This is a genomic window from Yinghuangia sp. YIM S10712, assembly GCF_051388935.1.
GTDB lineage: Bacteria > Actinomycetota > Actinomycetes > Streptomycetales > Streptomycetaceae > Yinghuangia.
The window spans coordinates 135,185-157,547 of record NZ_JBPKBI010000003.1 but is presented as its reverse complement, the minus strand read 5'-3'; the positions used below and the strand labels follow the sequence as shown (position 1 = coordinate 157,547).

Genomic DNA, 22,363 nt, shown 5'->3' with positions numbered 1-22,363 from the left:
CTGTGTTTAGTCTGTGCAGGGGATGATGGCGTACAGACAGTGACTTGTCCGGCGATATCGAGGGGCTGTACCGCCTGTACTCCGTGACTCCCTGCCAACGCAGGCCGTTGCTTTCAGGACACTGACTCGGGGAGGACCGCATGGCGACGAACGGGGACGACGCCGAAGTGCAGGAGTGGGACGAGGACGTGTCCGAGATCGTTCGGACGGTGGGCAAGCAGATCAAACTCTGGCGCGAACGCGCGGGATTGACGCGGGCTGAGCTTGGCGCGGCGATCGGGTACGGCGAGCACCAAGTGTCGTCGGTCGAGCGCGGACGGAGGATTCCGAAGCCGGAGTTCCTGGAGCAGGCCGACGAGGCTGTGGGAGCGGGCGGGATGCTCGCGGCGTTCGTCGAGGATGTGGCGAAGGCGCGGTACCCGAAGAAGGTCCGGGACTTGGCGAGGTTGGAGAGCGACGCGGTCGAGATCGGCGCGTACAGCAACCACAACATTCATGGCTTGCTCCAGACCGAGGACTACGCGAGGGCGCTGTTCCAGATGCGGCGCCCGGTCTTGGATGAAGACACGATCGAACGGCAAGTCGCAGCGCGTATGGCCCGCCAAGAGATCTTCAAGCGATGGCCCGCGCCCATGCTGAGCTTCGTTCAGGAGGAAGTGACGCTGCGACGGCCTCTCGGTGGACGGGACGTTTTGCGCGCACAACTCGAAAGGCTTCTAAAAATCGGTGAGTTGCGAAGCGTGGAGATTCAGATCATGCCGACCGAACGGTACGATCACGCGGGGATGGGAGGGCCGATGCTGGTGTTGGAGCCGCAGGCAGGGACCAAACTCGTCCACACCGAAGCTGCGCTGTCCAGCCGCGTAAGCGTTGATCGTCATGAGGTGCGCATCCTGGAAGCACGCTACGGGATCATCCGAGCACAGGCCCTGTCGCCTGACGAGTCGCGGGCTTTCATCGAGAGGTTGCTGACGGAGACATGACGTCTGAGTTGCATTGGGTGAAGAGCAGCTACAGCAGCAATGACGGCCCCGAGTGCGTCGAGGTCGCCTCCGATACGCAGGTCATCTGCGTCCGCGACTCGAAGAACGTGCAGGGGCCTCGTCTCGCCTTCTCCTCCGCCTCGTGGTCTGCGCTCGTTGGCGCGACCCTCGACCGGCGGTAATCCGGGTCTTCGCAAGTCAGGGTGCTCCCCAGCCAACTCGCGCCCTACAACCCCAACTCGGCCCGAATCGCCGCCCCATGTTCGTCGACCTCCGGGATCGGGCCCATCGCCGGTTCGCGGCCGGGGACTGTCACCGGGGGGATCAGTGCGCGCAAAGGGCCACCGGGGGAGGCTACTTCGCGCCAGCGGTTGCGGGCCTTCAACTGCGGGTGGTCGGCGAAGCCGGCCAGGTCGCGGAGGAGGGCGTTGGCGATTCCCGCGTCGTCCACGCGGGCGAGGACCTGGTTGGCCGTGAAGTCAGCGAAGACGGCGGTAATTTCGGCTTCCAGTTCGGTCCGATTGTCCACGCGGTCGGGGTTGGTCGCGTAGCGCGGGTCCTTCTCCATCTCCGGGCGTTGCAACACCTCCCGGCACAGCAGGCCCCACTCGCGCTGGTTCTGGATCGCCAGGAAGACCTGGCCGCCGTCGCCCGCCGCGAAGGGCCCGTACGGGGCAATCGTCGCGTGCCGGGCGCCACTTCGGGCCGGGGGAACACCGCCGTACTCGGTCCAGTAGAACGGGAATCCCATCCACTCGCCGAGCGCTTCGAGCATCGAGACCTCGAACTGCCCGCCCCGGCCCGTGACTTGCCGCTCATACAACGCCGTCAGCACGCCCGTGAACGCGTACATCCCCGCCGCGATGTCCGCCACCGCGATCCCCGCCTTCGCTGGCGAGTCCGGACCGCCGGTGATCGACGGCAGGCCCGTCTCGCACTGCACGAGCAGGTCGTAGGCCTTCTTGTCCCGGTACGGCCCGTCCGACCCGTAGCCGGAGATCCCGCACACGATCAGCTTCGGATACCGCGCGGTCAGCTCCTCCGCACCCAACCCGAGCCGGTCCGCCGCGCCCGGCGCGAGGTTTTGCACGAACACGTCCGCACGCGCGAGAAGCCGATCCAGCACCTCCCGGTCGCCGCCCGCCTTCTCGTCCTTCAGGTCGAGGGCGATCGACTCCTTGCTGCGGTTGAGCCACACGAAATGGCTCGACTGACCGTGCACCACGCTGTCGTACGCCCGTGCGAAGTCACCCTCACCAGGGCGCTCGACCTTGATGACGCGGGCGCCGAGATCAGCCAGCTGCCGGGTCGCGAACGGCGCCGCGACCGCTTGTTCGAGGGCGACGACGGTCACCCCGGCCAGCGGGAGCGCGGCGGACGACGGCGGCATTGCGGGACTCCTCGGGTGACGCGGATCAGGGAAAACCCATCATGCACCGCCCTCGGCAGGCTCCCACACCCGGCTGGAAACCGGCCCCCACCCGCCTGTCAGCGCGGTATCAGCTCGACGTACGCCTCCCGGATTCCGTGCACGAAAGCGTTGGGCATGTCGACGACTTCGGTGCCCGGTGCGAGCCGGATCGCCCGTACGCGCCGCAACAACTCCTCGAAGAAGATTCGTATCTCCAGGCGGGCCAGCGGCGCACCGAGACAGAAGTGCGTGCCGAAACCGAACGTGATGTGTTCGTTCGGTGACCTTGTGACGTCGAACCGCTCGGGATCGGTGAACACGCGCGGATCCCGGTTGGCCGAGCCGTACATGAGCACGACCTGATGCCCGTCCGGAACCACCGTGTCCCCCACGCGCTGATCACCGACCGCGACGCGGCACATGTTGTGGATCGGCGTGACGTAGCGGATGAACTCTTCGGTCGCCACGGCCAGATCGGCACCTTGTTCGAGCCGGTCCCACTGCTCCGGGTGCGCGATGAGGTTGAGGAACGTCCGCGCGATGACCGTGCGCGTCGTCTCCGCGCCCCCGTCGAGCAGCAGCAGACAGTCGCTCACCACCTCCGCCGCGCCGACCGGCTCACCGTTGATGACCGCCGTCGTCCACGTCGTCATCACGTCGTCGGCCGGGCAGCGCTTCTTCTCCTCGTACAACGTGAGCCCGGCCGCGGCGAACTCCACCGCGGCGGCCTTGCCGTCCTCGGTGATGTAGCGCGGGCCGCCGCCGAGGGCGATCGTGCGCTCCGACCAGTCGCGCAGCAACGGCCATTGCTCATCGGGGAATCCGAGAAGACGGCCGATCATCCGGGCGGGAAGCACCGAGGCCAGCTCCGAGACGACCTCGACCGTCCCTTTCGCGACCGCTGCGTCAAGCAACTCGACAGCCACCGCACGCACATGCCGTTCCCATTCGCGTACGCCGCGCGGCGTGAACCACTTGCTCACCAGCCTGCGACGCTGATTGTGCAGGGGATTGTCGAGCCCGATGATCGCCGGATCCGCCGGCAGATTCGGGCGGTAACCGCCTTTGTTGCGGTCGGAGCTGATGAAGTCCTCGTTGCGCGCCTCGACTTCGCGGAGGTCCGCGTAACGGAATATGCCCCACAGCTCGTTGGTCTCGTCCCAGGCGACCGGCTCGTTGTCGCGGAACCACGCGAACACCGGGTACGGGTCACGCGCATAGAACTCGCCGTCGAGGAGATCGAGCGGGGGCCGAATCCGGCGGGAAGCGGTGGCGTCCATGCTGACGTACGGAAGCACGATTCGCCGCGAGATACCAGACAAAGACAAGCACCCCAGACGCCCCGCGCGAAGGATCCGCACCGCAAGCTCCACAACACTCTGCGTGGCTGCCTCGGTCGGACGGACGCCACGGTCGCCGGTGTGCGCCGGCCGGATACCGCCATCTGTCCGGTCCCGGCTGTCACCGAATGCCATGATGGCCGCGTGTCGTTCGCGAGCCCCCCGGCAACAGCCGCCTGGCAGCACTGCGATGCCCGAACCGGGTTCGAGGTGGTCACCATCGTCCGCCTCGGCGACGGGTGGAGATTGCGGGGTGCCACAACCGCGGTTGAGGACGAACGCCCCTGGGCCGTCGACTACGCGATCGACGTGGATGATCAGTGGCGCACGCGCCGAGCCCGGGTGTCCCGTCCACTCGACGAGGGCTCGACCGCTCTCACGGTTCGGCAAGTCGGGGAGGGGCGGTGGCTGGTCGACGGCCGACGCGTTCCCGAACTAGACGGCTGCCTCGACATCGACCTGGAGTCATCGGCGATGACGAACGCGCTGCCCGTGCACCGGCTTGGCCTCGCGGTCGGGCAGACGGCAGACGTGCCGGCGGTCTATGTCCGAGCGGCCGACCTCGGCGTCGACCGCTTGGGGCAGACCTACAGCCGGCTGACCGACAGCGCAGAAGGCCAGTGCCACGACTACACCGCGCCGGCCTTCGACTTCACCGCCCGCCTGGTGTACGACGATTCCGGGTTCGTCGTGGAGTACCCGGGCCTGGCCGTCCGTCGCGCATAGCCGCCGGGGAGGCGCTTCGGCCGCATCTGGCCCGGACTTTCGCAAGGAACCCGGGCATCGCATGGGAAAGGGCCCGGTCCGAAGACAACGACGAACCGGGCCCGTGATCCGCGTGGGCGATACTGGGATCGAACCAGTGACCCCTTCGGTGTGAACGAAGTGCTCTCCCGCTGAGCTAATCGCCCGGGTCGGGTCAAGGATACGCCGAAGACGTCGGCCGGCCGCAACCAGGTATGGCCCGATCAAATTCCCCGCGTACGCCCACGAATGGCCGTCGGCCTGCTGAGGTACCGTCAGGCGGTGTCCGGCAGACGGACCTTGGTCGAGAGAAGCGGGGGAGCGGGGCGGTGAGCGCGGCACGACGGCCGGTACGAAGCGCGAGAAGCAGGACTCGGACGCCCCGACGTCCCCGTCGCGTGCCGCAGCAGCGTCGGCGTCCCACCCGAAGACCACCGTCGCGTCCGTCCTCCCGCACCCGACGCACACTCGCGCGCTTCTACACCTACGCCACCGCCGCGTTCTGCATCGCGGGGGGCATCGCCGGCTACCTGCGTGCGTGGGACGCACTCGCCGGCATCGTCGCGGCAGCCGCGTTCCTGCTCATCGTGATTCTGGGAACGCGCTGGCTGGCAAACGGAGTTCGCAGCGGATTCCGGCCGCACCGCCGTACCAACGCGAACCGGCGCCGACGCATCACGCGATCGCTGACCGCCGTCGACGCGATGGACGGCACGGCGTTCGAACACCACGTCGCCGCTCTCTGCCTGCGCGACGGCTGCACGCGCGTGCAGGTCAACGGCGGTGCGGGCGACCTCGGAGCGGACGTGACCGGGTGTCTGCCCGACGGCAGGTCGCTGGTCGTCCAGTGCAAGCGCTACGCGCCGGACCGCAGCGTCGGCAGCCCCGACATGCAGCGTTTCGTCGGCACCGCACGGCCCGTCCACCACGCAGACGTGGCGATGCTGGTGGCGAGCTGCCGGTTCACCGCGCCGGCCCGCGACCTCGCACACAGCCAGCGCATCGTCGCGATCGATCGTGACCTGCTCGGCCTGTGGATGACCGGCACCCCGCTCAACTCCATCATCGCGATGACGGCGACCGGCCCGCCTCGGCGATGACACCGCCGGGGCGGCGCCGTACGGCAGGCAGAACCCGTCGTACGCGCGCCGCCGCACGGCGATCGTCGTCAGTGGTGGGGGCCGGCCACCGACCGTCACCAGGGCCCGAACCGGTACCGGCCTCAGCCGAGCAGGGAGATCTGGTCGCCCGACGTCGCGATCTGCTTCTCGGGCAGCGCCCGCGTGGCCGGGCCCTTCGTGACCGAGCCGTCCGTCACCGAGAACATGCTGCCGTGGCACTTGCAGTCGATGTTGCCGTCGGCAACCTCGGACACGAGGCAGCCCTGGTGCGTACACGTCGCGCTGAACGCCTTGAACGTCCCGGCGGTCGGCTGCGTGACGACGACCTTCTCGCTGCCGAACACCTTGCCGCCGCCGACCGGGATCTCCGAGGTCTTCGCGAGGGGCTTCCCGGCGGCCCCTCCGCCCGCACCGCCGTTCCCGGCCGGACTCTCCGCCGGACCGCTCGGCTGCTGTCCCGCCGTCTGCTCGCCGGCGGCCTCTGCCGTCGACGACGAACTGTCCTTGTCGTCGCTGCCGCACGCGGTCAACGCGACCGCGCCCACCGCCGCGGCGGAAACAGCGAGCACCTTCCGGCGGGCCACATTCGCGATGTCGGTCTCCACAGTTCCCCCTAAGGGACTCGTCGGGGCACGCCCACGATGCCGTGGCCGCGCATGCCCTCCACACGTATGGCAACGACGGCCGGGTTCAACGCACCGACGGCCGGTTGAAAGACACCGGTGAACATCGTGCTCGCTTGAGGCGTGCGCCCGCCCGCGGACTGGCAGGCGTCACCCATCCGGCGCAGTCTGGAAAAGAAGGCCCTTGGGAGGTGGCTGCCGTGCACACGCTCGTCGGATGGCACATCGAGACGGAATTCCAGGAAGAAGGCGACCGGACCAGAGCAGTCGCACTGGTACGTCTGTCGGACGGCACCGAGATCAGAGGCCACGGCTCCTGCCGCCGGCACCGCTCCGACGCCCCGCAGCTCCGCGTAGGCGAGGAAGTCGCCGGCGCCCGAGCCCTCAACGACCTCGCCGGCCAACTCATGGAGAAGGCCGAAAAGGAACTCCGCGAAGACAAGACCAGCGCGACGCCCTGACGTCGCCCCTCCGCCGAACCAAGACCGCGAAGCCTCCGCCGCAACGGCCCTTCGCGGTCTTTTCCTGCGGCAGTCGTGACTCGGCGAATCCCGGGTAGCCCACCGAAGACAAGGCGTTTCAACGGAAGCGCGCGGCGACAAGACGAGGGTGCAGGGCCTTCGAAGACCGCCATACAGCCGACCCGGACCCGGGAGAGATCCCAGGTCCGAGGGCGCGATCGCTGGTCGCACTCGTGTGCCCCAGGCAGGATTCGAACCTGCGACACCCGCTTTAGGAGAGCGGTGCTCTATCCCCTGAGCTACTGAGGCGGAACACCGGGAGGCGCTCAGCCGTTACCCGGTCAGTGATCGCCGTGGCGGCGGTCGGTCGTCAGCTTACCGGGTACGGGGCTGCGGCCGCGCCGAGGTTTCGGGTGGGCGGCGCCAACCTTTCGAGAGTACACCTGTGGACGGAATACCACAGGACCCTCGCTTGTTGGGCAAATTACGACGAACGCGAAGGAAAGCGAGGGCCACAGCATGCCGACGACACGGGGCGTTGCCCGTCAGGGAGCCGATCGGGTCGCCGCCTCGCGTACGCGGAAAGCCGCGGATGCGGAGCGCGACACGGTCGGTGTGTACCTCGACGAGATCAGCCGCACGCAGCTCCTCGACGCCGCGCGCGAGGTGGAGTTGTCGCAGGCCATCGAGGCCGGACTCTTCGCCGAGCACCTTCTGGCGGAAGGCAAGTTGCCGGACGGCGTCGCCGAGGACGAGCTGCGGGCGCTGGTCGCCGAGGGGGAGCGGGCCAAGGACGAGTTCATTCGGGCAAACCTGCGCTTGGTGGTGTCCGTCGCCCGACGGTACCCGCGCAGCGGCATGCCGTTCCTGGACCTCGTCCAGGAAGGCAACGTCGGCTTGGTGCGGGCGGTCGAGAAGTTCGACTACCTGAAGGGCTTCAAGTTCTCGACGTACGCGACGTGGTGGATCCGTCAGGCCATCACGCGGGCCATGGCCGACCAGGCACGCACGGTGCGTCTGCCGGTCCACTTGGTCGAGGAACTGGGCAAGATCCGTCGTGTGCAACGCGAGTTCGCCCGCGATCACGGACACGAGCCGGACTTCCCGGAGATCGCCGAGATCCTCGGCACGACGCCGGAGCGCGTCGCGGATGTGCTCGGCTGGGCGCGGGATCCGATCAGCCTCGACAGCCCGGTGGGCGACGACGGCGAGACGGAGCTGGGCGAGTTGGTGCAGGAGACCGACCCGGTCACACCGGAGGACGTCGCACTCGCCGAGATGGAGCGCCGACAGATAGCGGATCTTGTGGGCCGTCTGGACGGTCGTACCGCCACGATCCTGCGTGCGAGGTACGGCATGCTCGACGGCAAGCAGCACACGCTCACCGAAGTCGGGAAGCAGCTCGGCCTCACCCGGGAGCGGATCCGCCAGATCGAGAAGCAGGCACTGCTCGAACTGCGTCACCTTGCCGCGGAGCAGGGCTTGGCCGCCTGAACCGCCGCCGAGGCGAGCACAGCCGGTGACAACTGAGTCGCTTGTGGCGACGCCCACCACGACGCACGACCCCGGGACGGGCAGGGGGCCTACCCGGGGTCGCGGTGTGTTCGGGGTGGTTGGCCGTCGGTGTCGGCGGCTGCCGGCCACCGAGACCGTCGGCCGTAGGCTGCGGCCGACGAGCAGGTCTCGGGAGCAGAGAAGAGGCCCCCGCGACCACCACCCGCTTCGCGCCGCCGTCGCGGCGATGCGACGGAAAAGCAAAGGCTGAGCAGACATGGCAGAACGCGACGAATCCGCCGAGGGCACCGCAGCGGAGGGAGCGCCGACCCCGCCGACCCCGCCGAGTCGCGCCGTGCGCCGATCGGACGCGTTCGGCTGGGACGGCCGCGAGCTGTTGCCGGACGCGACCGGCGACGAACGAGGCCCCGGCTGGGGTGACGAGCGATACGGAGCCGATGCCTCGGAGGACGCCGACCTGCGGCGTTTTCTGGACGAGAAGCCGCCGCACCATCTGTGAGTTCGAGGGCCGGTGCAGTGCACCGGGTACCTTCGGTGAGCCGCCGCACAAGACGGCGCCGCACGTCGTGCACAGCGCCCTCGGCGACGCACCTTCTTGACTTGTTCGGCCCACCGAACGGGCCGTCGCTCAGTCGACCCGTCGTGCGCCGCCTGAGGCTCCCGGGGTTGCCGTGCCGCTCGAACCCCCGCGTCCACCGGGCCCCGGCGTGCCGCCCGTGCTTCCGTCTCCGTCTCCGTCCGCGCGACCGTCGCCCCCGGCCCCGGCCTGCTTCGCCAGCAGGTCGCGGATCTGTGTGAGGAGTTCGTTGTCGGTCAGCTTCTCCTTGCGCGCCTGCCCCAGTGCTCGGGCGCGGCGCTCCAGGAGGTGGTTCACGGGCAGCACGAAGATGAAGTACACAACGGCCGCGGTGATCACGAATGTCAGCAGCGCCCCGAGCACGGAGCCCCAGAGGATGAAGACGCCCTCCGTGACGTTGCCGGCGGCGTCGGTGGCGCAGGGCCCCTTGACGCAGGTCTTGTAGGCGTCGAGGTTCTTGGTGCCGATGGTGCCGACCAGCGGGTTGATCATGCCGCGGACGAACGCGTTGACCAAGGCGGTGAACGCGGCACCGATGACCACGGCCACGGCCAGGTCGATGACATTGCCGCGCAGCAGGAATTTTTTGAAGCCACCCATCGGTGGTCCCCTCCGTCAAGTGTGGTCTCGAACCGCTGTTCCGTCTCGCCGCGTCGTGTTCGTGGTAGGAACACGTGGTCGCCGCCCGTTCCGAGAATTCGATGAGCGGGTTACTCGGGCGGATATCGCGGTGCTCTCATGCGGAACAACCCGAGGGATTCTGGCTTTCGTCGGCGCCTGCCGCAACCGGCGTCATTTCGGAGCGCCGCGCAAGGTGTACGTCAACGGGGAAGTTGTCGCGGCACCCGCGATGGCCGCTGCGACATCGGGCGGCACCGACAGGATCAACAGCCCACCGTCGCGCCCCTGTTCATCGGCGGGTCGCGCGAGGACGGTGGCGCCGCGCGCGACAACCCGGGCCGGAGCCGGACCGACTCGCGTGCCACCGACCGCGCTTGACACCTCGTCAGCGACAGGACCGGCGAGCACGTCGACGCGGTCCCCGGGACGCAGCAGGCGTGCGGCGTCGGCATCCGCGAACCGCACGGGCAGTGCGACGCCGCCGGGCTCCCCCCGCAACTGCGGCCCCACGAGCCGGACATCGGTGATCGGTTCGCCGCGCCGCACGGCCGCCGCCAAGGCACGTCCCTGCATGTCGGTGTGCCGGCGCAGCACGTGCTGCGGCGCGTTGCCCGGCGGATACCGTGCGACCCGTACGTCCTGCGGTCCGGGCACGGCGCCGGTGTCGAGGTCGCGAACCGCGACGAGCACCGGCACGGTGGGCGGTGGAGCCGGGCGGAGTGTGACAAGCACGCAGGCGAGCGCGCCGGCTGTGGCAAGGGCGGCGAGAAGGCGGCGGTGACGAGCCAGGAAGAGGCTTGCAATCCGTGCTTTTTGACGAGGTGTCAGAGCAGTCGGCCCGGTCGCATCTCGCGACGCAGACCACACGGACGACGTGCCGGACAGGGCAGGGACGGGGGATTTGCTGGTGTGGAACACGGCGACTCCGGAATGCCTTCGGCGGCGAAACGCGCAGAGCGGCGACGTTTCGTGGTTCCACCCTGGGTCACGCCAGTGGTTCGGAGGTGCCCGCTCCTCGCAACTGTGGAAAAGGCCGGATTGTGGAAAACCATGTCACTCCCGCGAGTGATTGCGCCACGCCCGCAATTGTGATTACAGAGCGGATTCGGAGATTTCTCGGGCACACAAAAGCCCTGTGCGGCGTCGGACACGAACGTGTCCGGCCACACAGGGCACACATCCCGATCAGGCGTTCAACGCCCGGGGCCTCGCCGGGCGGCGACGGTTGGCCGCAGGCACGCGGGCTTTGCGCGGCAACGGCTCGACGAACCGTGTCTGCCGCCGCCCAGCGGGCGAACCGAGCGAAGCCGAGAGAAGACGGGGGACGACCTGCGGGCCGGGAGGGCCGCGGTCCCGCTCCTCAATGCGGCCGTACCGCCTCGTCGCCGCCGCACGCGCACGACCGCTTGACCGGCATCGCCGCGACCACGTCGAACAGCAGCGTCCGCAGGCGCCCGACGTTCTTCGCGAAGACTTCGAGCACCTCGGCATGCGTCACGCCGTCGCCGGACTCGACACCCGCGTCCAGGTCGGTGACCAGCGCGATGGCGGTGAAGCACAAGCCCAGCTCACGTGCCAGCACGGCTTCGGGGTGGCCGGTCATGCCGACGATCGACCAGCCCTGTGCGCTGTACCACCGCGACTCGGCGCGCGTCGAGAAGCGCGGGCCCTCGATCACCACGAGCGTCCCGTCGTCCACCGGCGCCCAGTCGGCCGAACGCGCGCACGAGGAGACGACCGCGCGGCCTGCCGGACAGTAAGGGTCCGCGAACGACGTGTGCACCACCGGCGCGGGTGCCTCGTGGAAGTAGGTCTGGACGCGCCCCGACGTGCGGTCGACGAGCTGGTCGGGGACCACGAGCGTTCCCGGGCCCAAATCGGGGCGCAGCCCGCCCACCGCGCAGGGGGCCAGGACCTGGCTCGCCCCGGCCGCCCGCAGCGCCCACAGGTTGGCGCGGTAGTTGATCCGATGGGGCGGAATCGCGTGGTCGCGTCCGTGCCTGGGCAGAAAGGCCACGCGCCGACCGCCGACCACGCCGAAGAACAACGCGTCGCTGGGCTCGCCGTATGGCGTCTCCAGCCGCACTTCGGTGACGTCGTCCAGGAACGCGTAGAACCCGGAGCCGCCGATCACACCGATCTCGGCCGGGGCCACGCCGTCGGGCAGCACGCTCCCGGGAGCGGGAGCGACTGCCTCGGTCACGTCGGTCACATCCGCCACGTCGACACCGGCCGCGTCAGGAAGCGGCGGTGGTCGTGGTCGCCGGCTTCGCCGAAGACGACTTCCCGTCCGAGGACGAGGACGACGAGGACGACGAGGAAGTCGACGATGACGACGAAGACGAGTCGGACGACGACGAGCCGTTCCCGTTGGATGCCGCCGGGGCGGACGACGAACTGGATCCGCCGCGGCTGTCGGTGCGGTAGAAGCCGGAGCCCTTGAACACCACGCCCACGGCGGAGAACACCTTGCGCAGCCGCCCCTGGCAGGCCGGGCACTCGGTGAGCGCGTCGTCCGTGAACTTCTGCACGGCCTCCAGGCCCTCGCCGCAGGCAGTGCACTGGTACTGGTACGTCGGCACGGTCAGGTCCTCCTTCGCAAGACAGGTGTTGGCACTCTCACCTGCCGAGTGCCAATGGTGCAGCATCGGCGGGGCTACGTCCACCGACGTCCGCTTCGCGGGCACCGGTGTCCGCCGTCCGGAGGCCGTGAAAACGCACCGACGGCCGCGTGATCGGCCGATGCGGCGAACGTCGGTAGAACACCGACACGGCCGGAATCCATCCGCCACGACCGCGCGGCCGAGACACACCTGATGCCCGCGTGGTGGATCTCATCGGGCCGGCACGTGTGGTGTGGTGCGTGCGATCGCAAGGGCGCGGGCCCGGAGAGATCCAGCGGACAGAACACCTAGCGCCCGTGCTCCCCGAACCAACCCGCGAGCTTGCCGCCCCGGCTGACCGCCCGCAGCCGCCGTTCCGCCGCGTCCCGCACCGATTCCGTCGTCACGACCAGCAGCTCGTCACCGTGCTGGAGCATCGTCGACGGGCCGGGGACGAAGCTGTCCTCCTCGCCCCGCACGACCAGCGTCACCGCGGCGCCCTTCGGCAGGCGCAGCTCGCTGACCTCCACCCCGTGTATGCGGGACCCGTGCGGCACGTGCACCGACAGCAGGTGCCCGCGCAGCCGTTCGAGTGGCGCCGCCTCGACGCCGAGGTCTTCGGTCTGCGGTTTCCCGCCGAAGCCGACGTGCCGCGCGATCCACGGCAGCGTCGGCCCTTGGAGCAGGGTGAACACGACGACGAGGACGAACGTGATGTTGAACAGCCGTTTGGCGTCGGCCACGCCTTCCACGATCGGAATGGTCGCCAGCACGATCGGCACGGCTCCGCGCAGACCGGCCCACGACAGAATGACCTGCTCGCGCCACGGCACCCGGAAGGGCAACGTCGACGTGACGACCGACAGCGGCCGGGCGAGCAGCAGCAGCACCGTGCCGATGGCGAGCGCCGGAACCACGGCACCGCCCAGTTCGTGTGGATTGACCAGCAGGCCGAGCAGTACGAAGAGTCCGATTTGCGCGATCCAGCCGACGCCTTTCGCGAAGCCGCGCGTCGCCGCCTTGTGCGGCAGCGCCGCGTTGCCGAGGACCAGCGCCGCGAGATAGCACGCGAGGAAGCCGCTGCCGTGGGCCAGCGCACCCGTGGCGTATGCGAGAACGCACAAGGTGATGACCGCGATCGGATACAGGCCGGACGCGGGAAGTGCGATGTGCCGCAGGCCCCAGGAGCCGATCTTGCCCAGTACCAGCCCGATGGCGGCGCCGATCGCGAGTTCGAGGACGATCTCGCCGACCACGATGTGCCAGGGGTGCGATCCGGAGTGCGCGAACGTCACGACGAGGATGACCACCGGCGCGTCGTTGAAGCCTGATTCGGCCTCCAGCATCCCGGTGAGCCGCTTCGGCAGCGGGAGCGTGCGCAGCACCGAGAAAACCGCCGCGGCGTCCGTCGAGGAGACGATCGCGCCCATCAGGATCGCCGTCGTCCAGTTGATGTCGAGCACGAACTTCGCGGTGCACGCGACGATTCCGACGCTCACCCCGACGCCGACGGTCGACAGCATCGCGGCGGCCGGCACCGCGGGTTTGATCTGCTGCCAGTTGGTGCTGATGCCGCCCTCGGTCAGGATCAGCACGAGTGCCGCGTAGCTGAGCGTCTGGGTCAGCTCCGCGTTGTTGTAGTTGATGCCGAAGCCCTCGCCGCCGATCAGCATGCCGAGGCCGAGGTAGATCAGCAGGCTGGGCATGCCGGTTCGGGTCGCGAGGCGCACCGCGACCACGGCGACCAGAAGAACCAGTGCACCGAGGGCGAGAACGTTGTTCAACTCGTCCACGGTCACGAACGGCACCTCCGGTGGTCGTCGGTCCGGCCACCTCGACGATCGGACGCGTCGTCAACAATTGGATATGGCGAGACTGCGATCGCCAGGGCTGCACAAGCTTCCTGACGGACCATTACTTTCGCCTGGCGAATATTTTACCAAAGTGAAGGATCCGTCCCGAAGTCACCGCGTTCCGCTCGCCAAGTACCCCGAAAACGCTGGTCGATCGCGCCCCCGCCGAGCGGCCGGGCCGCGGCTTGCGAGGGCGTCGGTCGTCGCGACCGACTCGGCTCTAAGGTGTCCTTGCCGCACCGATCGTGAAGGATCTTGATGCCCGCCTCGCACACGCCCGGCCCGGACCAGCCCGAGTCGTCCGTACCGGATCTCGCGGACGTTCCAGGCAACCACCCGGCGGACACCGCAGCACCACGAGCGCCGGGCGCCCCTGGCGCCCCCGGTGTCCCGAACGCGGCGGAGCCGCATGCCGCGACTTCCGAGGTGCCCGCCGAGACTCCGCAGACGACCGAGCCCCAGCTTCCCCCCGGCGTGCAACACGTCGCCGAGCGCTCCGCCAAGGCGACCGCCTCGCGCCCCAAGCGCCGCATGCGCCGGCTCCGCAACGCCGCCATCGCGCTAGTGGTCGTGCTCGCGGTCGTCGTCGGCGCGCTCGGCTGGTACGCCTACGACCTCAGCCGCAGGTCGTTCCCCGATCTCGACGGCCGCGTCAAGATCGAAGGCCTGGCCGGCAACGTCGAAGTGCTCCGCGACAAGAACGGCATCCCGCAGATTTACGCCGACACCCCGGAAGACCTCTTCCGCGCCCAGGGCTACGTGCAGGCCCAGGACCGTTTCTGGGAGATGGACGTACGCCGCCACATGACCGCCGGGCGGCTCTCGGAGATGTTCGGCTCGTCGCAGGTCGACAACGACATCTTCCTGCGCACCCTCGGCTGGCACCGCGTCGCCCAACAGGAAGTGGACAAACTGACCCCGGAGGCGCGCGCCTACGTCGAGGCGTACGCCGCCGGCGTCAACGCGTACCTGAAGGGCCGTGACGGCGACGAACTGTCCTTCGAGTACACGCTGCTCGGCTTCGTCCACGACGACTACAAGCCCGAGCCGTGGACCGCCGTCGACTCGGTCGCGTGGCTCAAGGCGATGGCCTGGGACCTGCGCGCCAACCTCCAGGACGAGATCGACCGCGCGCTGCTGTCGGAGAAGCTCACCGTCAATCAGATCGACGAGCTGTACCCGCCGTACCCGTACGAGCGCAACCAGACGATCGTGACCGGCGGCGCCGTCGTCAAGGAGGGCAACCCGACGGTCGAGACGTTCCGCCAGGACGCAGCACCTGTCGTGCCGTCCAAGAGCGCATCCGCCGCCCTCACCGAACTCTCGAAGACCCTGGAGCAGTTGCCGCCGATCTTCACCGACCGCTCGTCGGGCGTCGGCTCCAACTCCTGGGTGGTGTCCGGCAGCCGCACGACCACCGGCAAACCGCTGCTGGCCAACGACCCGCACTTGTCGGCCTCGCTGCCGTCGGCCTGGTACCAAATGGGCTTGCACTGCCGCGTCGTCGGCCCGCAGTGCGCCTACGACGTGTCCGGCTACACCTTCGCCGGCATGCCGGGCGTGATAATCGGCCACAACCAGAAGATCGCGTGGGGCCTGACCAACCTGGGCGCCGACGTCACCGACCTGTATCTGGAGAAGGTCACCGACACCGGGTACCTGTACAACGGCGCCTACCAGCCGTTCGACGAGGTCCGCACCGAGGTCGTCAAGGTCTCCGGCGGCGACGACCGCACCATCACCGTGCGCTCCACCAGGCACGGGCCCATCCTGTCCGAGGCGTCCGACGAGATGGAGGATGTCGGCAAGGACGCCCCGATCCCGGACCCCGGGCCGCAGCGCGAGGACGGGTTCGCCGTCGCCCTCCGCTGGACCGCGCTCGACCCGGGCACGACGATGGAGTCGGTGTTCCAGCTCAACCGCGCCACTGACTGGAATTCGTTCCGCGAGGCGCTGCGCTCGTTCGAAGTGCCGTCGCAGAACGTCGTCTACGCCGACGTCGAGGGCAACATCGGCTACCAGGCCCCCGGGCGCATCCCGATCCGGCTCGCCGGCGACGGCCGCTGGCCCGCCTACGGCTGGGACCCGAAGTACGAGTGGGACAGCATGATCCCGTTCGATTCCCTGCCGAACACCTTCAACCCGCCGGAGGGCTTCATCGTCACCGCCAACAACGCGGTCACGACACCGACTTACCCGTACACCCTGACCACGGACTGGGGGTACGGATCGCGCAGCCAACGCATCATCGACATGATCAACACCAAGCCCAAGATCGACCCGCAGGCCATGGCCGACATGCAGATGGACGACCGCAACCCCATCGCAGACACCTTGGTTCCGTACCTGCTGGCGGTCGAGGTCGACGACCCCTGGGTCCGCGAGGCGCAGAACCTGCTCAAGGACTGGGACGCCCGCCAGACGTCCGACTCCAAGGCCGCCGCCTACTTCAACGGCGTATGGCGCCAACTGCTCATGCTCGCGTTCGGCGACAAGATGCCGTTCTCGGTACGCGCAACCGGCGACTGCCAGTTGGACCCGACCAACGGCAAGACCAACTGCGGCGAACGCGACGACAACACCGCCCTGCCCGACGGCGGCGACCGCTGGTTCGAGGTCGTCCGCAATCTGCTGTCGGACGCCGAAAGCCCCTGGTGGAACATCTCCGACGACCCCGGCACGATCACCACGCGCGACGCGCTCCTGCTCAAGGCGATGACCGCCGCCCGCAAGGAGCTCACCGCCAAGATGGGCAAGGACATCGACACCTGGAGCTGGGGGCGCCTGCACACGCTGGAGCTGAAGAACCAGACCCTCGGCACCGACGGCCCCGGCATCGTGCAGTGGATGCTCAATCGCGGCGAATACGAACTCGGCGGCGGTGAAGGCCTCGTGGACGCGACCGGCTGGAACGCCGCGCGCGGCTACGAGGTGACCACCGTGCCGTCCATGCGCATGGTCGTCGACCTGTCGAATCTGGACGCCTCGCGGTGGATCAATCTCACCGGCGCGTCCGGCCACGTCTGGCACGACAACTACACCGACCAGACCGAGCTGTGGAAAAAGGGCCGCACGCTGCCCTGGGCGTTCACCCGGCCCGCCGTCGAGGCGGCGGCCAAGCACACGTTGACGCTTGAGCCCGAGGGACCGCAGCCGGGGGCCGGCGCGCCTCCGCCGACGGACGGGGCAACACCCGGCCTGTCGCCGTCGCCGCAACCCGGCCCCTCGGAGTCCGCGACGGCGACCGGGCGATCGACGTCGACACCCACTTCGACCGCGACCTCTTCGGCCACGTCTTCCCGCTCGCCGTCCTCGACGTCGTCCGGAGCGGACTGACGCCGGAAAACGACCAACAGCCACCGACAAACGACCAAGACCCGCCCGCGCGCGACCGAGGACACCTTTCCCCGGTCGCGCGCGGGCGTTTCCCGCCGTCTCAGAAACGCACCGTCCGCTCCGGCGTGATCGCCGCACACACGGGCCGGTCGTGCGGCTCCGTCGGCACCGCGTCGAGGAGTTCACCGCCGTACAGCAGCACGACGGTGAACGCGCCCGGCGCAAGCCGCGCGAGCGCCCGGTCGTACGAGCCGCCGCCACGCCCCAGCCGCATTCCCCGCCGGTCCACCGCAAGCCCCGGAACCACCACGAGATCCGCCTGCCCCACCGCGGCGGGCCCGAGCCTCGGCCCCGCCGGCTCCCGCAGACCCCGCCCGGCCGCCACGAGCGACGCCGGTCCGTCGTACTCCGCCCAGTCCAGGTCGTTGTCCGACAGCAGGACCGGCAGCAGCACCCGCCGCCCCCTCCCGGCCAGCACCTCGCCCATGTCGCGAGGGCCGGGCTCCGAGCCGACCGGGACGTACGCCGCGACCGTCCGCGCTGCCGCGAGCTCCGGCAGCGATCGCAGCGCCGCACCGGTCGCCCGCGCCGCGTTCACCCGTTCGGACGTGTCCAGCCGCAGGCGTGCGGCCACCAGCCGAGCCCGCAACGCCGCCTTGTCCGCGGCCGGACCCTCCAAGGCGGCCGGTCCCGGTCCCGTCGCCGCAGCCCCCGTCGCAGCCCGTGTGGCGGCGGCCCGCCGCGTCGCGGAATCGCGCTCCGACCTGCCCCCAAACCCGGCTTGACCTGCGGACTCCGCCCGGTCGCGCGCTGTTCCGTCACCCATGAAGCGACTCCAAATCCCGCTCTCAGGCGGCTTTCAGGCAATCGGCCCGCTTTCTCACGCGCCGTTCAGATGACCCGATTAAAGTCATCGACCATGAACTCGGCGACCACGCCCCGGACCAGGGGCATCAGCAAAGCCGTCGTCCCCGCGGCCGGACTGGGCACACGCTTCCTGCCCGCGACCAAGGCGACCCCCAAGGAAATGCTGCCGGTCGTCGACAAACCGGCCATCCAGTACGTCGTCGAGGAAGCCGTCGCGGCCGGCCTGCACGACATCCTCATGGTCACCGGCCGCAACAAGCGCCCCCTGGAAGACCACTTCGACCGCGCGTACGAACTCGAAGAGGCCCTGGCCGCGAAGGGCGACACCGACCGCCTGCGCCGCGTACGCGAGTCGAGCGAACTGGGCGCGATCCACTACGTGCGGCAGGGCGACCCGCGCGGCCTCGGCCACGCCGTCCTGTGCGCCCGGCCACACGTCGGCCGCGAGCCGTTCGCGGTCCTGCTCGGCGACGACCTGATCGACCCGCGCGACCCCCTCCTCGCGCGCATGCTGGAGGTCCGCGAGGAACTCGGTGGCAGCGTCGTGGCGCTCATAGAGGTCGACCCGACGCAGATCCACCTCTACGGCTGTGCCGCCGTCAAACCCACCGACCAGGCCGACGTCGTGCGGGTCACCGACCTCGTGGAGAAGCCCGAGGCGGGCAGCGCGCCCAGCGCCTACGCGGTCATCGGCCGCTATCTGCTCGACCCGGAGGTGTTCGACGTCCTGGACGCCACCGGCCCCGGGCGCGGCGGCGAGATCCAACTGACCGACGCGCTGCGCGAACTCGCGCTGCGCGAAGCCGACGCAGGCGGTCCCGTGCACGGCGTACTCTTCACCGGGCGCCGCTACGACACGGGAGATCGCGGGGACTACCTTCGGTCTATCGTCAGACTCGCATGTGAGCGCGAGGACCTGGGGCCGGAGTTCCGGGCCTGGCTGAAGACGTACGTCGACGAGGAGCTGCGGGAATGAAGAGCGTCGAGGAGCACCTGACCGGAATCCTCGAACGGGTGGCGCCCCTCGCCCCGCTCGAACTCCAACTCCTCGACGCCTACGGCAGCCTGCTCGTCGACGATGTCGCGGCGACCGTCGACCTGCCGGCGTTCGACAACTCCTCCATGGACGGCTACGCCGTGCGGCTCGCCGACGTCGCGGACGCGGGCGAGCGATACCCGGTGGTGCTGGACGTCATCGCCGACATCCCCGCCGGCACCGCCTCCGACGCCACCCTCGAACCGGGGACGTGCGCGCGCATCATGACCGGCGCCCCCATCCCCGCCGGCACCGAGGCGATCGTGCCGGTCGAGTGGACCGACGCGGGCATGCCGAGCGTGCGCATCACGCGCGCGCCCAAGGAGGGCCAGTACATCCGGCGGCACGGCGACGACGTGACGGTCGGTCAGACCGTGCTGGCCGGCGGCACCGAGCTGGGCTCGGCGCAGATCGGCCTGCTCGCCGCGATCGGCCGCGACCGGGTGCGCGTACGCCCCAGGCCGCGCGTGGTGATCCTCTCCACCGGCAGCGAACTCGTCCAGCCCGGACGGCCGTTGGCCGCCGGACAGATCCGCGACTCGAACAGCTACATGCTCACCGCGGCGGCCCGTGAGGCGGGAGCGATCGCCTACCGCGTGGGCAACGTGCCGGACGATCCCAAGGTGCTGATCGACACGATCGAGGACCAGCTCATCCGTGCCGACGCGGTGGTCACCACCGGCGGTGTGAGCGCGGGAGCGTACGACGTCGTCAAGGAAGTCCTCTCCGAGCTCGGCACGGTGGCCTTCGAGAAGGTCGCGATGCAGCCCGGCATGCCGCAGGGCTTCGGCACGATCGGCCCGGACGAGACGCCGATCTTCACGCTGCCGGGCAACCCGGTCAGCGCCTTCGTGTCCTTCGAGGTCTTCGTGCGCCCCGCGCTCCAGAAGATGCGGGGCACCGCGACGATCGACCGCGACATCGTGCAGGCGCGCTGTGCGAAGGCGTTCGGCTCACCGGACGGCAAACGCCAGTTCGTCCGCGCGACTCTGACGCCCGGGGACAAGCCCGGCACGCCGCCGACGGTCGAACCGGTCGGCGGCCACGGCTCCCACCTGATCGGCAGCCTGGCCCTGGCGAACGCCCTGATCGTGGTTCCCGAGGACACGACCGCGGTGGCGCAGGGGTCGACCGTCGACGTCATGGTCCTGTGACGTCCCGCCGCGTCGACTCCCTCGTCCCCACACCCAAGTAACGTTGCCCCGTCGGCAACACCGGCAGCCGGCAACTCCGGCACGAGAGGGAGAACGGTGCGCGGCGAGAGTCTGACCCACGTCGACGAGACCGGCGCGGCCCGCATGGTCGACGTCACGGAGAAGCAGGTCTCGGTGCGGACCGGCCGGGCCTCCGGACGCGTGCTGGTGTCGCCGCGCGTCGTCGAACTGCTGCGCGGCGAGGGCATGCCGAAGGGCGACGCTCTGGCGACCGCGCGGATCGCGGGCATCATGGCCGCCAAACGCACCCCCGACCTCGTGCCGCTGTGCCACCCGATCGCGATCCACGGCGTCGCCGTGGACCTGCGGGTCGACGACGACGCGGTCGCGATCACCGCGACCGTGCGCACCGCGGACCGCACCGGGGTCGAGATGGAGGCGCTGACAGCGGTCTCGGTCGCCGCGCTGACGGTCGTCGACATGGTCAAGGCGGTCGATCCCGGCGCGGTGATCACCGACGTGCGCGTCGAGGAGAAAACCGGCGGGGTGTCCGGCGACTGGAACCGCGGCGCGACAGGAGAGGTCGTACGCTCCGGCGCCGATCGGCGGCCGGACGACAGCAACGGGGACGTGGCCGGTGCGGTGGCCGGGGAGAGCCCGACCGCGCCGGTCCCAGGGGACGGAGGGCAAGACTGATGCGAGCCATGGTCATCACCGCGTCGACGCGGGCCGCGGCCGGACAATATCGGGACGAAAGCGGTCCCATCATTCAGCAGGAGCTGACCCGGCTCGGGTTCCAGGTGCGCGGCCCGGTCGTCGTCGCCGACGGCGAGCCGGTCGCCCAGGCCCTGCGCGACGCGGTTTCGCAGCACTTCGAGGTCATCGTCACGACCGGCGGCACCGGCCTGACCCCGATGGACCAGACGCCTGAGATGACCCGCCGGGTCATCACCTTCGAGATCCCGGGCATCGCCGAGGCGATTCGCCGCCACAACTTCGACAAGGTGCCCACCTCGGCGCTCTCGCGCGGCATTGCCGGCGTCGCGGTCGTGCAGGACGCGCAGTGGGTCTACCGCACGCTGATCGTGAACCTCCCCGGATCGCAGGGCGGCGCGCGCGACGGCATGGAGGTGCTGTCGAAGGTCCTGACGCACGCGGTCCAGCAGATGCAGGGCAGCGGCGACCACGGCCAAGGCGGTTTCGGCGGCGGCCCGGCCGGCGGTTACGGCAACCAGGGCGGTCAGGGCGGCTACCAGGCCCCCGGCGGCTACGGGAACCAAGGCGGTTACGGGCAGCCCCAGCAGGGCGGCGGATTCGGCGGGGGAGGATTCGGCGGCGGGGGCGGCTTCCAGGCCTCGCCGCCGTGGGGCAACTCCTGACCCGCGGCTGGCCGGTGGAACTGGCCGAGGGGCACGTCGCGCTGCGACCCATCCGCGCGCGCGACGCCGACGCGTGGCAGGAAGTCCACACTCGCAACCGCGAGTGGCTGCGGCGCTGGGAGGCCACCGTCCCGCCCGGCGCCGCGGCCGGCCGCCGTCCGACCTTCCGTCAGATGGCGCGCTACCTGCGCTCCGAGGCCGCCGCGGGCCGCATGCTGCCGTTCGTGATCCTTTACGACGGCCGCCTTGTCGGCCAGGTGACCGTCTCGGGAATCACCTGGGGCTCGATGAGCTCCGCCCACCTCGGCTACTGGGTGGACGAGGCGGTCGCCGGACGCGGCGTCATGCCGACAGCCGTGGCCCTGGCCGCCGACCACTGCTTCTTTCGCATCGGCCTGCACCGCATCGAGGTGTGCATCCGCCCCGAGAACGCCCCGAGCCGCCGCGTCGTCGAGAAACTCGGTTTTCGCGAGGAGGGCCTGCGTCCCCGCTACCTGCACATCGACGGCGACTGGCGCGACCACCTGGTGTACGCGTTGAACGTCGAAGAGGTTCCGGAAGGCCTTCTCGCGAGGTGGCGGGCATACCGGGACGCACACGGACTCGCCGGCGGCTGAGTCGCCGCCCGTTGCCGCGACAATGGCGATGACCTCGGGTTATTACGCCGACGAGGGGTACTCGTACGATCGCAGCAGCCACTTATGCCCCAGTAGTCACACACGCATCAAAGAAGATCGTG

Annotated in this window: 20 protein-coding genes, 2 tRNA genes and 2 pseudogenes; 13 read left to right on the top strand and 11 right to left on the bottom strand. The window is 69.6% G+C overall.

Annotated elements, in window-relative coordinates:
* Positions 1-140 precede the first annotated feature (140 nt).
* Positions 141-983: a helix-turn-helix domain-containing protein gene (locus tag ACRX5W_RS10100; RefSeq protein WP_436787674.1), complete on the top strand. Its 843-nt coding sequence runs from the start codon at positions 141-143 to the stop codon at positions 981-983.
* Complete coding sequence (locus ACRX5W_RS10095) at positions 980-1,165, top strand: DUF397 domain-containing protein (protein WP_436787673.1); 186 nt, start codon at positions 980-982, stop codon at positions 1,163-1,165. The genes ACRX5W_RS10100 and ACRX5W_RS10095 overlap by 4 nt, the downstream gene beginning before the upstream one ends.
* 44 nt (positions 1,166-1,209) lie before the next feature.
* Here ACRX5W_RS10095 and ACRX5W_RS10090 read toward each other — a convergent pair whose 3' ends face one another.
* Together ACRX5W_RS10090 and ACRX5W_RS10085 are read right to left on the bottom strand one after the other, a co-directional pair.
* Entirely contained in the window at positions 1,210-2,373 is a 1,164-nt protein-coding gene (locus tag ACRX5W_RS10090; protein WP_436787672.1) for a CaiB/BaiF CoA transferase family protein, read from the bottom strand.
* Positions 2,374-2,471: 98 nt separating this feature from the next.
* A complete protein-coding gene (locus tag ACRX5W_RS10085; protein WP_436787671.1) occupies positions 2,472-3,674 on the bottom strand; it encodes a cytochrome P450 in 1,203 nt (400 codons plus the stop codon).
* A gap of 204 nt (positions 3,675-3,878) precedes the next feature.
* Here ACRX5W_RS10085 and ACRX5W_RS10080 point away from each other — a divergent pair, with 204 nt between their 5' ends.
* A complete protein-coding gene (locus ACRX5W_RS10080) occupies positions 3,879-4,460 on the top strand; it encodes a putative glycolipid-binding domain-containing protein (protein ID WP_436787670.1) in 582 nt (193 codons plus the stop codon).
* A 113-nt stretch (positions 4,461-4,573) separates the two neighbouring features.
* Here the strand turns inward: ACRX5W_RS10080 and ACRX5W_RS10075 are convergent.
* Positions 4,574-4,645: transfer RNA gene (locus tag ACRX5W_RS10075), tRNA-Val, on the bottom strand.
* Positions 4,646-4,876: 231 nt separating this feature from the next.
* On the opposite strand from ACRX5W_RS10075, the gene ACRX5W_RS10070 reads away from it, so the two are divergent.
* Positions 4,877-5,578 carry a restriction endonuclease gene (locus tag ACRX5W_RS10070; RefSeq protein ID WP_436787669.1) on the top strand — a complete coding sequence of 234 codons (702 nt, stop codon included), beginning with the start codon at positions 4,877-4,879 and terminating at the stop codon, positions 5,576-5,578.
* 122 nt (positions 5,579-5,700) lie between these two features.
* Here ACRX5W_RS10070 and ACRX5W_RS10065 read toward each other — a convergent pair whose 3' ends face one another.
* Entirely contained in the window at positions 5,701-6,204 is a 504-nt protein-coding gene (locus tag ACRX5W_RS10065; protein WP_436787668.1) for a Rieske (2Fe-2S) protein, read from the bottom strand.
* 218 nt (positions 6,205-6,422) lie between these two features.
* On the opposite strand from ACRX5W_RS10065, the gene ACRX5W_RS10060 reads away from it, so the two are divergent.
* Positions 6,423-6,683 carry a DUF1876 domain-containing protein gene (locus tag ACRX5W_RS10060; RefSeq protein ID WP_436787667.1) on the top strand — a complete coding sequence of 87 codons (261 nt, stop codon included), beginning with the start codon at positions 6,423-6,425 and terminating at the stop codon, positions 6,681-6,683.
* Positions 6,684-6,919: 236 nt separating this feature from the next.
* Here ACRX5W_RS10060 and ACRX5W_RS10055 read toward each other — a convergent pair.
* A tRNA-Arg gene (locus ACRX5W_RS10055) sits at positions 6,920-6,992 on the bottom strand.
* 210 nt (positions 6,993-7,202) lie between these two features.
* Here ACRX5W_RS10055 and ACRX5W_RS10050 point away from each other — a divergent pair.
* Together ACRX5W_RS10050 and ACRX5W_RS10045 are read left to right on the top strand one after the other, a co-directional pair.
* Positions 7,203-8,177 (top strand): sigma-70 family RNA polymerase sigma factor, encoded by a 975-nt coding sequence (locus ACRX5W_RS10050; RefSeq protein ID WP_436787666.1) that lies wholly within the window; start codon positions 7,203-7,205, stop codon positions 8,175-8,177.
* A 277-nt stretch (positions 8,178-8,454) separates the two neighbouring features.
* The gene (locus ACRX5W_RS10045) at positions 8,455-8,697 is read left to right on the top strand and encodes a hypothetical protein (protein WP_436787665.1); all 243 of its coding nucleotides are present in this window, start codon (positions 8,455-8,457) and stop codon (positions 8,695-8,697) included.
* Positions 8,698-8,826: 129 nt separating this feature from the next.
* Here the strand turns inward: ACRX5W_RS10045 and mscL are convergent, their stop codons facing one another.
* The 5 genes from mscL to ACRX5W_RS10020 all read right to left on the bottom strand — a co-directional run bounded on the left by mscL (position 8,827) and on the right by ACRX5W_RS10020 (position 13,798).
* The gene (mscL, locus tag ACRX5W_RS10040) at positions 8,827-9,375 is read right to left on the bottom strand and encodes a large conductance mechanosensitive channel protein MscL (RefSeq protein WP_436787664.1); all 549 of its coding nucleotides are present in this window, start codon (positions 9,373-9,375) and stop codon (positions 8,827-8,829) included.
* A 192-nt stretch (positions 9,376-9,567) separates the two neighbouring features.
* Positions 9,568-10,128: an SAF domain-containing protein gene (locus ACRX5W_RS10035; protein WP_436787663.1), complete on the bottom strand. Its 561-nt coding sequence runs from the start codon at positions 10,126-10,128 to the stop codon at positions 9,568-9,570.
* Between the two features lie 628 nt (positions 10,129-10,756).
* Positions 10,757-11,599 (bottom strand): S-methyl-5'-thioadenosine phosphorylase, encoded by an 843-nt coding sequence (locus ACRX5W_RS10030; protein ID WP_436787662.1) that lies wholly within the window; start codon positions 11,597-11,599, stop codon positions 10,757-10,759.
* 34 nt (positions 11,600-11,633) lie between these two features.
* Positions 11,634-11,978: an FmdB family zinc ribbon protein gene (locus ACRX5W_RS10025; RefSeq protein ID WP_436787661.1), complete on the bottom strand. Its 345-nt coding sequence runs from the start codon at positions 11,976-11,978 to the stop codon at positions 11,634-11,636.
* Between the two features lie 329 nt (positions 11,979-12,307).
* On the bottom strand, positions 12,308-13,798 hold the full coding sequence (locus tag ACRX5W_RS10020; RefSeq protein ID WP_436787660.1) for a potassium/proton antiporter: 1,491 nt from the start codon (positions 13,796-13,798) through the stop codon (positions 12,308-12,310).
* A 585-nt stretch (positions 13,799-14,383) separates the two neighbouring features.
* Between ACRX5W_RS10020 and ACRX5W_RS10015 the strand changes: the two genes are divergently transcribed.
* The gene (locus tag ACRX5W_RS10015) at positions 14,384-17,188 is read left to right on the top strand and encodes a penicillin acylase family protein (RefSeq protein ID WP_436788030.1); all 2,805 of its coding nucleotides are present in this window, start codon (positions 14,384-14,386) and stop codon (positions 17,186-17,188) included.
* Positions 17,189-17,288: 100 nt separating this feature from the next.
* On the opposite strand, the gene ACRX5W_RS10010 is transcribed toward ACRX5W_RS10015, so the two are convergent.
* The gene (locus ACRX5W_RS10010) at positions 17,289-17,867 is read right to left on the bottom strand and encodes a 5-formyltetrahydrofolate cyclo-ligase (RefSeq protein WP_436787659.1); all 579 of its coding nucleotides are present in this window, start codon (positions 17,865-17,867) and stop codon (positions 17,289-17,291) included.
* Positions 17,868-18,107: 240 nt separating this feature from the next.
* Between ACRX5W_RS10010 and ACRX5W_RS10005 the strand changes: the two genes are divergently transcribed.
* From ACRX5W_RS10005 to ACRX5W_RS09985, 5 genes and pseudogenes are all read left to right on the top strand, one after another.
* The gene (locus ACRX5W_RS10005; protein ID WP_436787658.1) at positions 18,108-19,031 is read left to right on the top strand and encodes a UTP--glucose-1-phosphate uridylyltransferase; all 924 of its coding nucleotides are present in this window, start codon (positions 18,108-18,110) and stop codon (positions 19,029-19,031) included.
* Positions 19,028-20,245, top strand: a complete 1,218-nt coding sequence (gene glp / locus ACRX5W_RS10000; RefSeq protein WP_436787657.1) for a molybdotransferase-like divisome protein Glp — start codon at positions 19,028-19,030, stop codon at positions 20,243-20,245. Before ACRX5W_RS10005 ends, glp begins: the two co-directional genes overlap by 4 nt.
* 144 nt (positions 20,246-20,389) lie before the next feature.
* Positions 20,390-20,812, top strand: a pseudogene (gene moaC / locus ACRX5W_RS09995) (cyclic pyranopterin monophosphate synthase MoaC); the annotation flags it as partial.
* Positions 20,813-20,940: 128 nt separating this feature from the next.
* A pseudogene (locus tag ACRX5W_RS09990) lies at positions 20,941-21,444 on the top strand (MogA/MoaB family molybdenum cofactor biosynthesis protein); the annotation flags it as partial.
* A gap of 164 nt (positions 21,445-21,608) precedes the next feature.
* Positions 21,609-22,241 (top strand): GNAT family N-acetyltransferase, encoded by a 633-nt coding sequence (locus tag ACRX5W_RS09985; protein WP_436787656.1) that lies wholly within the window; start codon positions 21,609-21,611, stop codon positions 22,239-22,241.
* Positions 22,242-22,363: the final 122 nt, after the last annotated feature.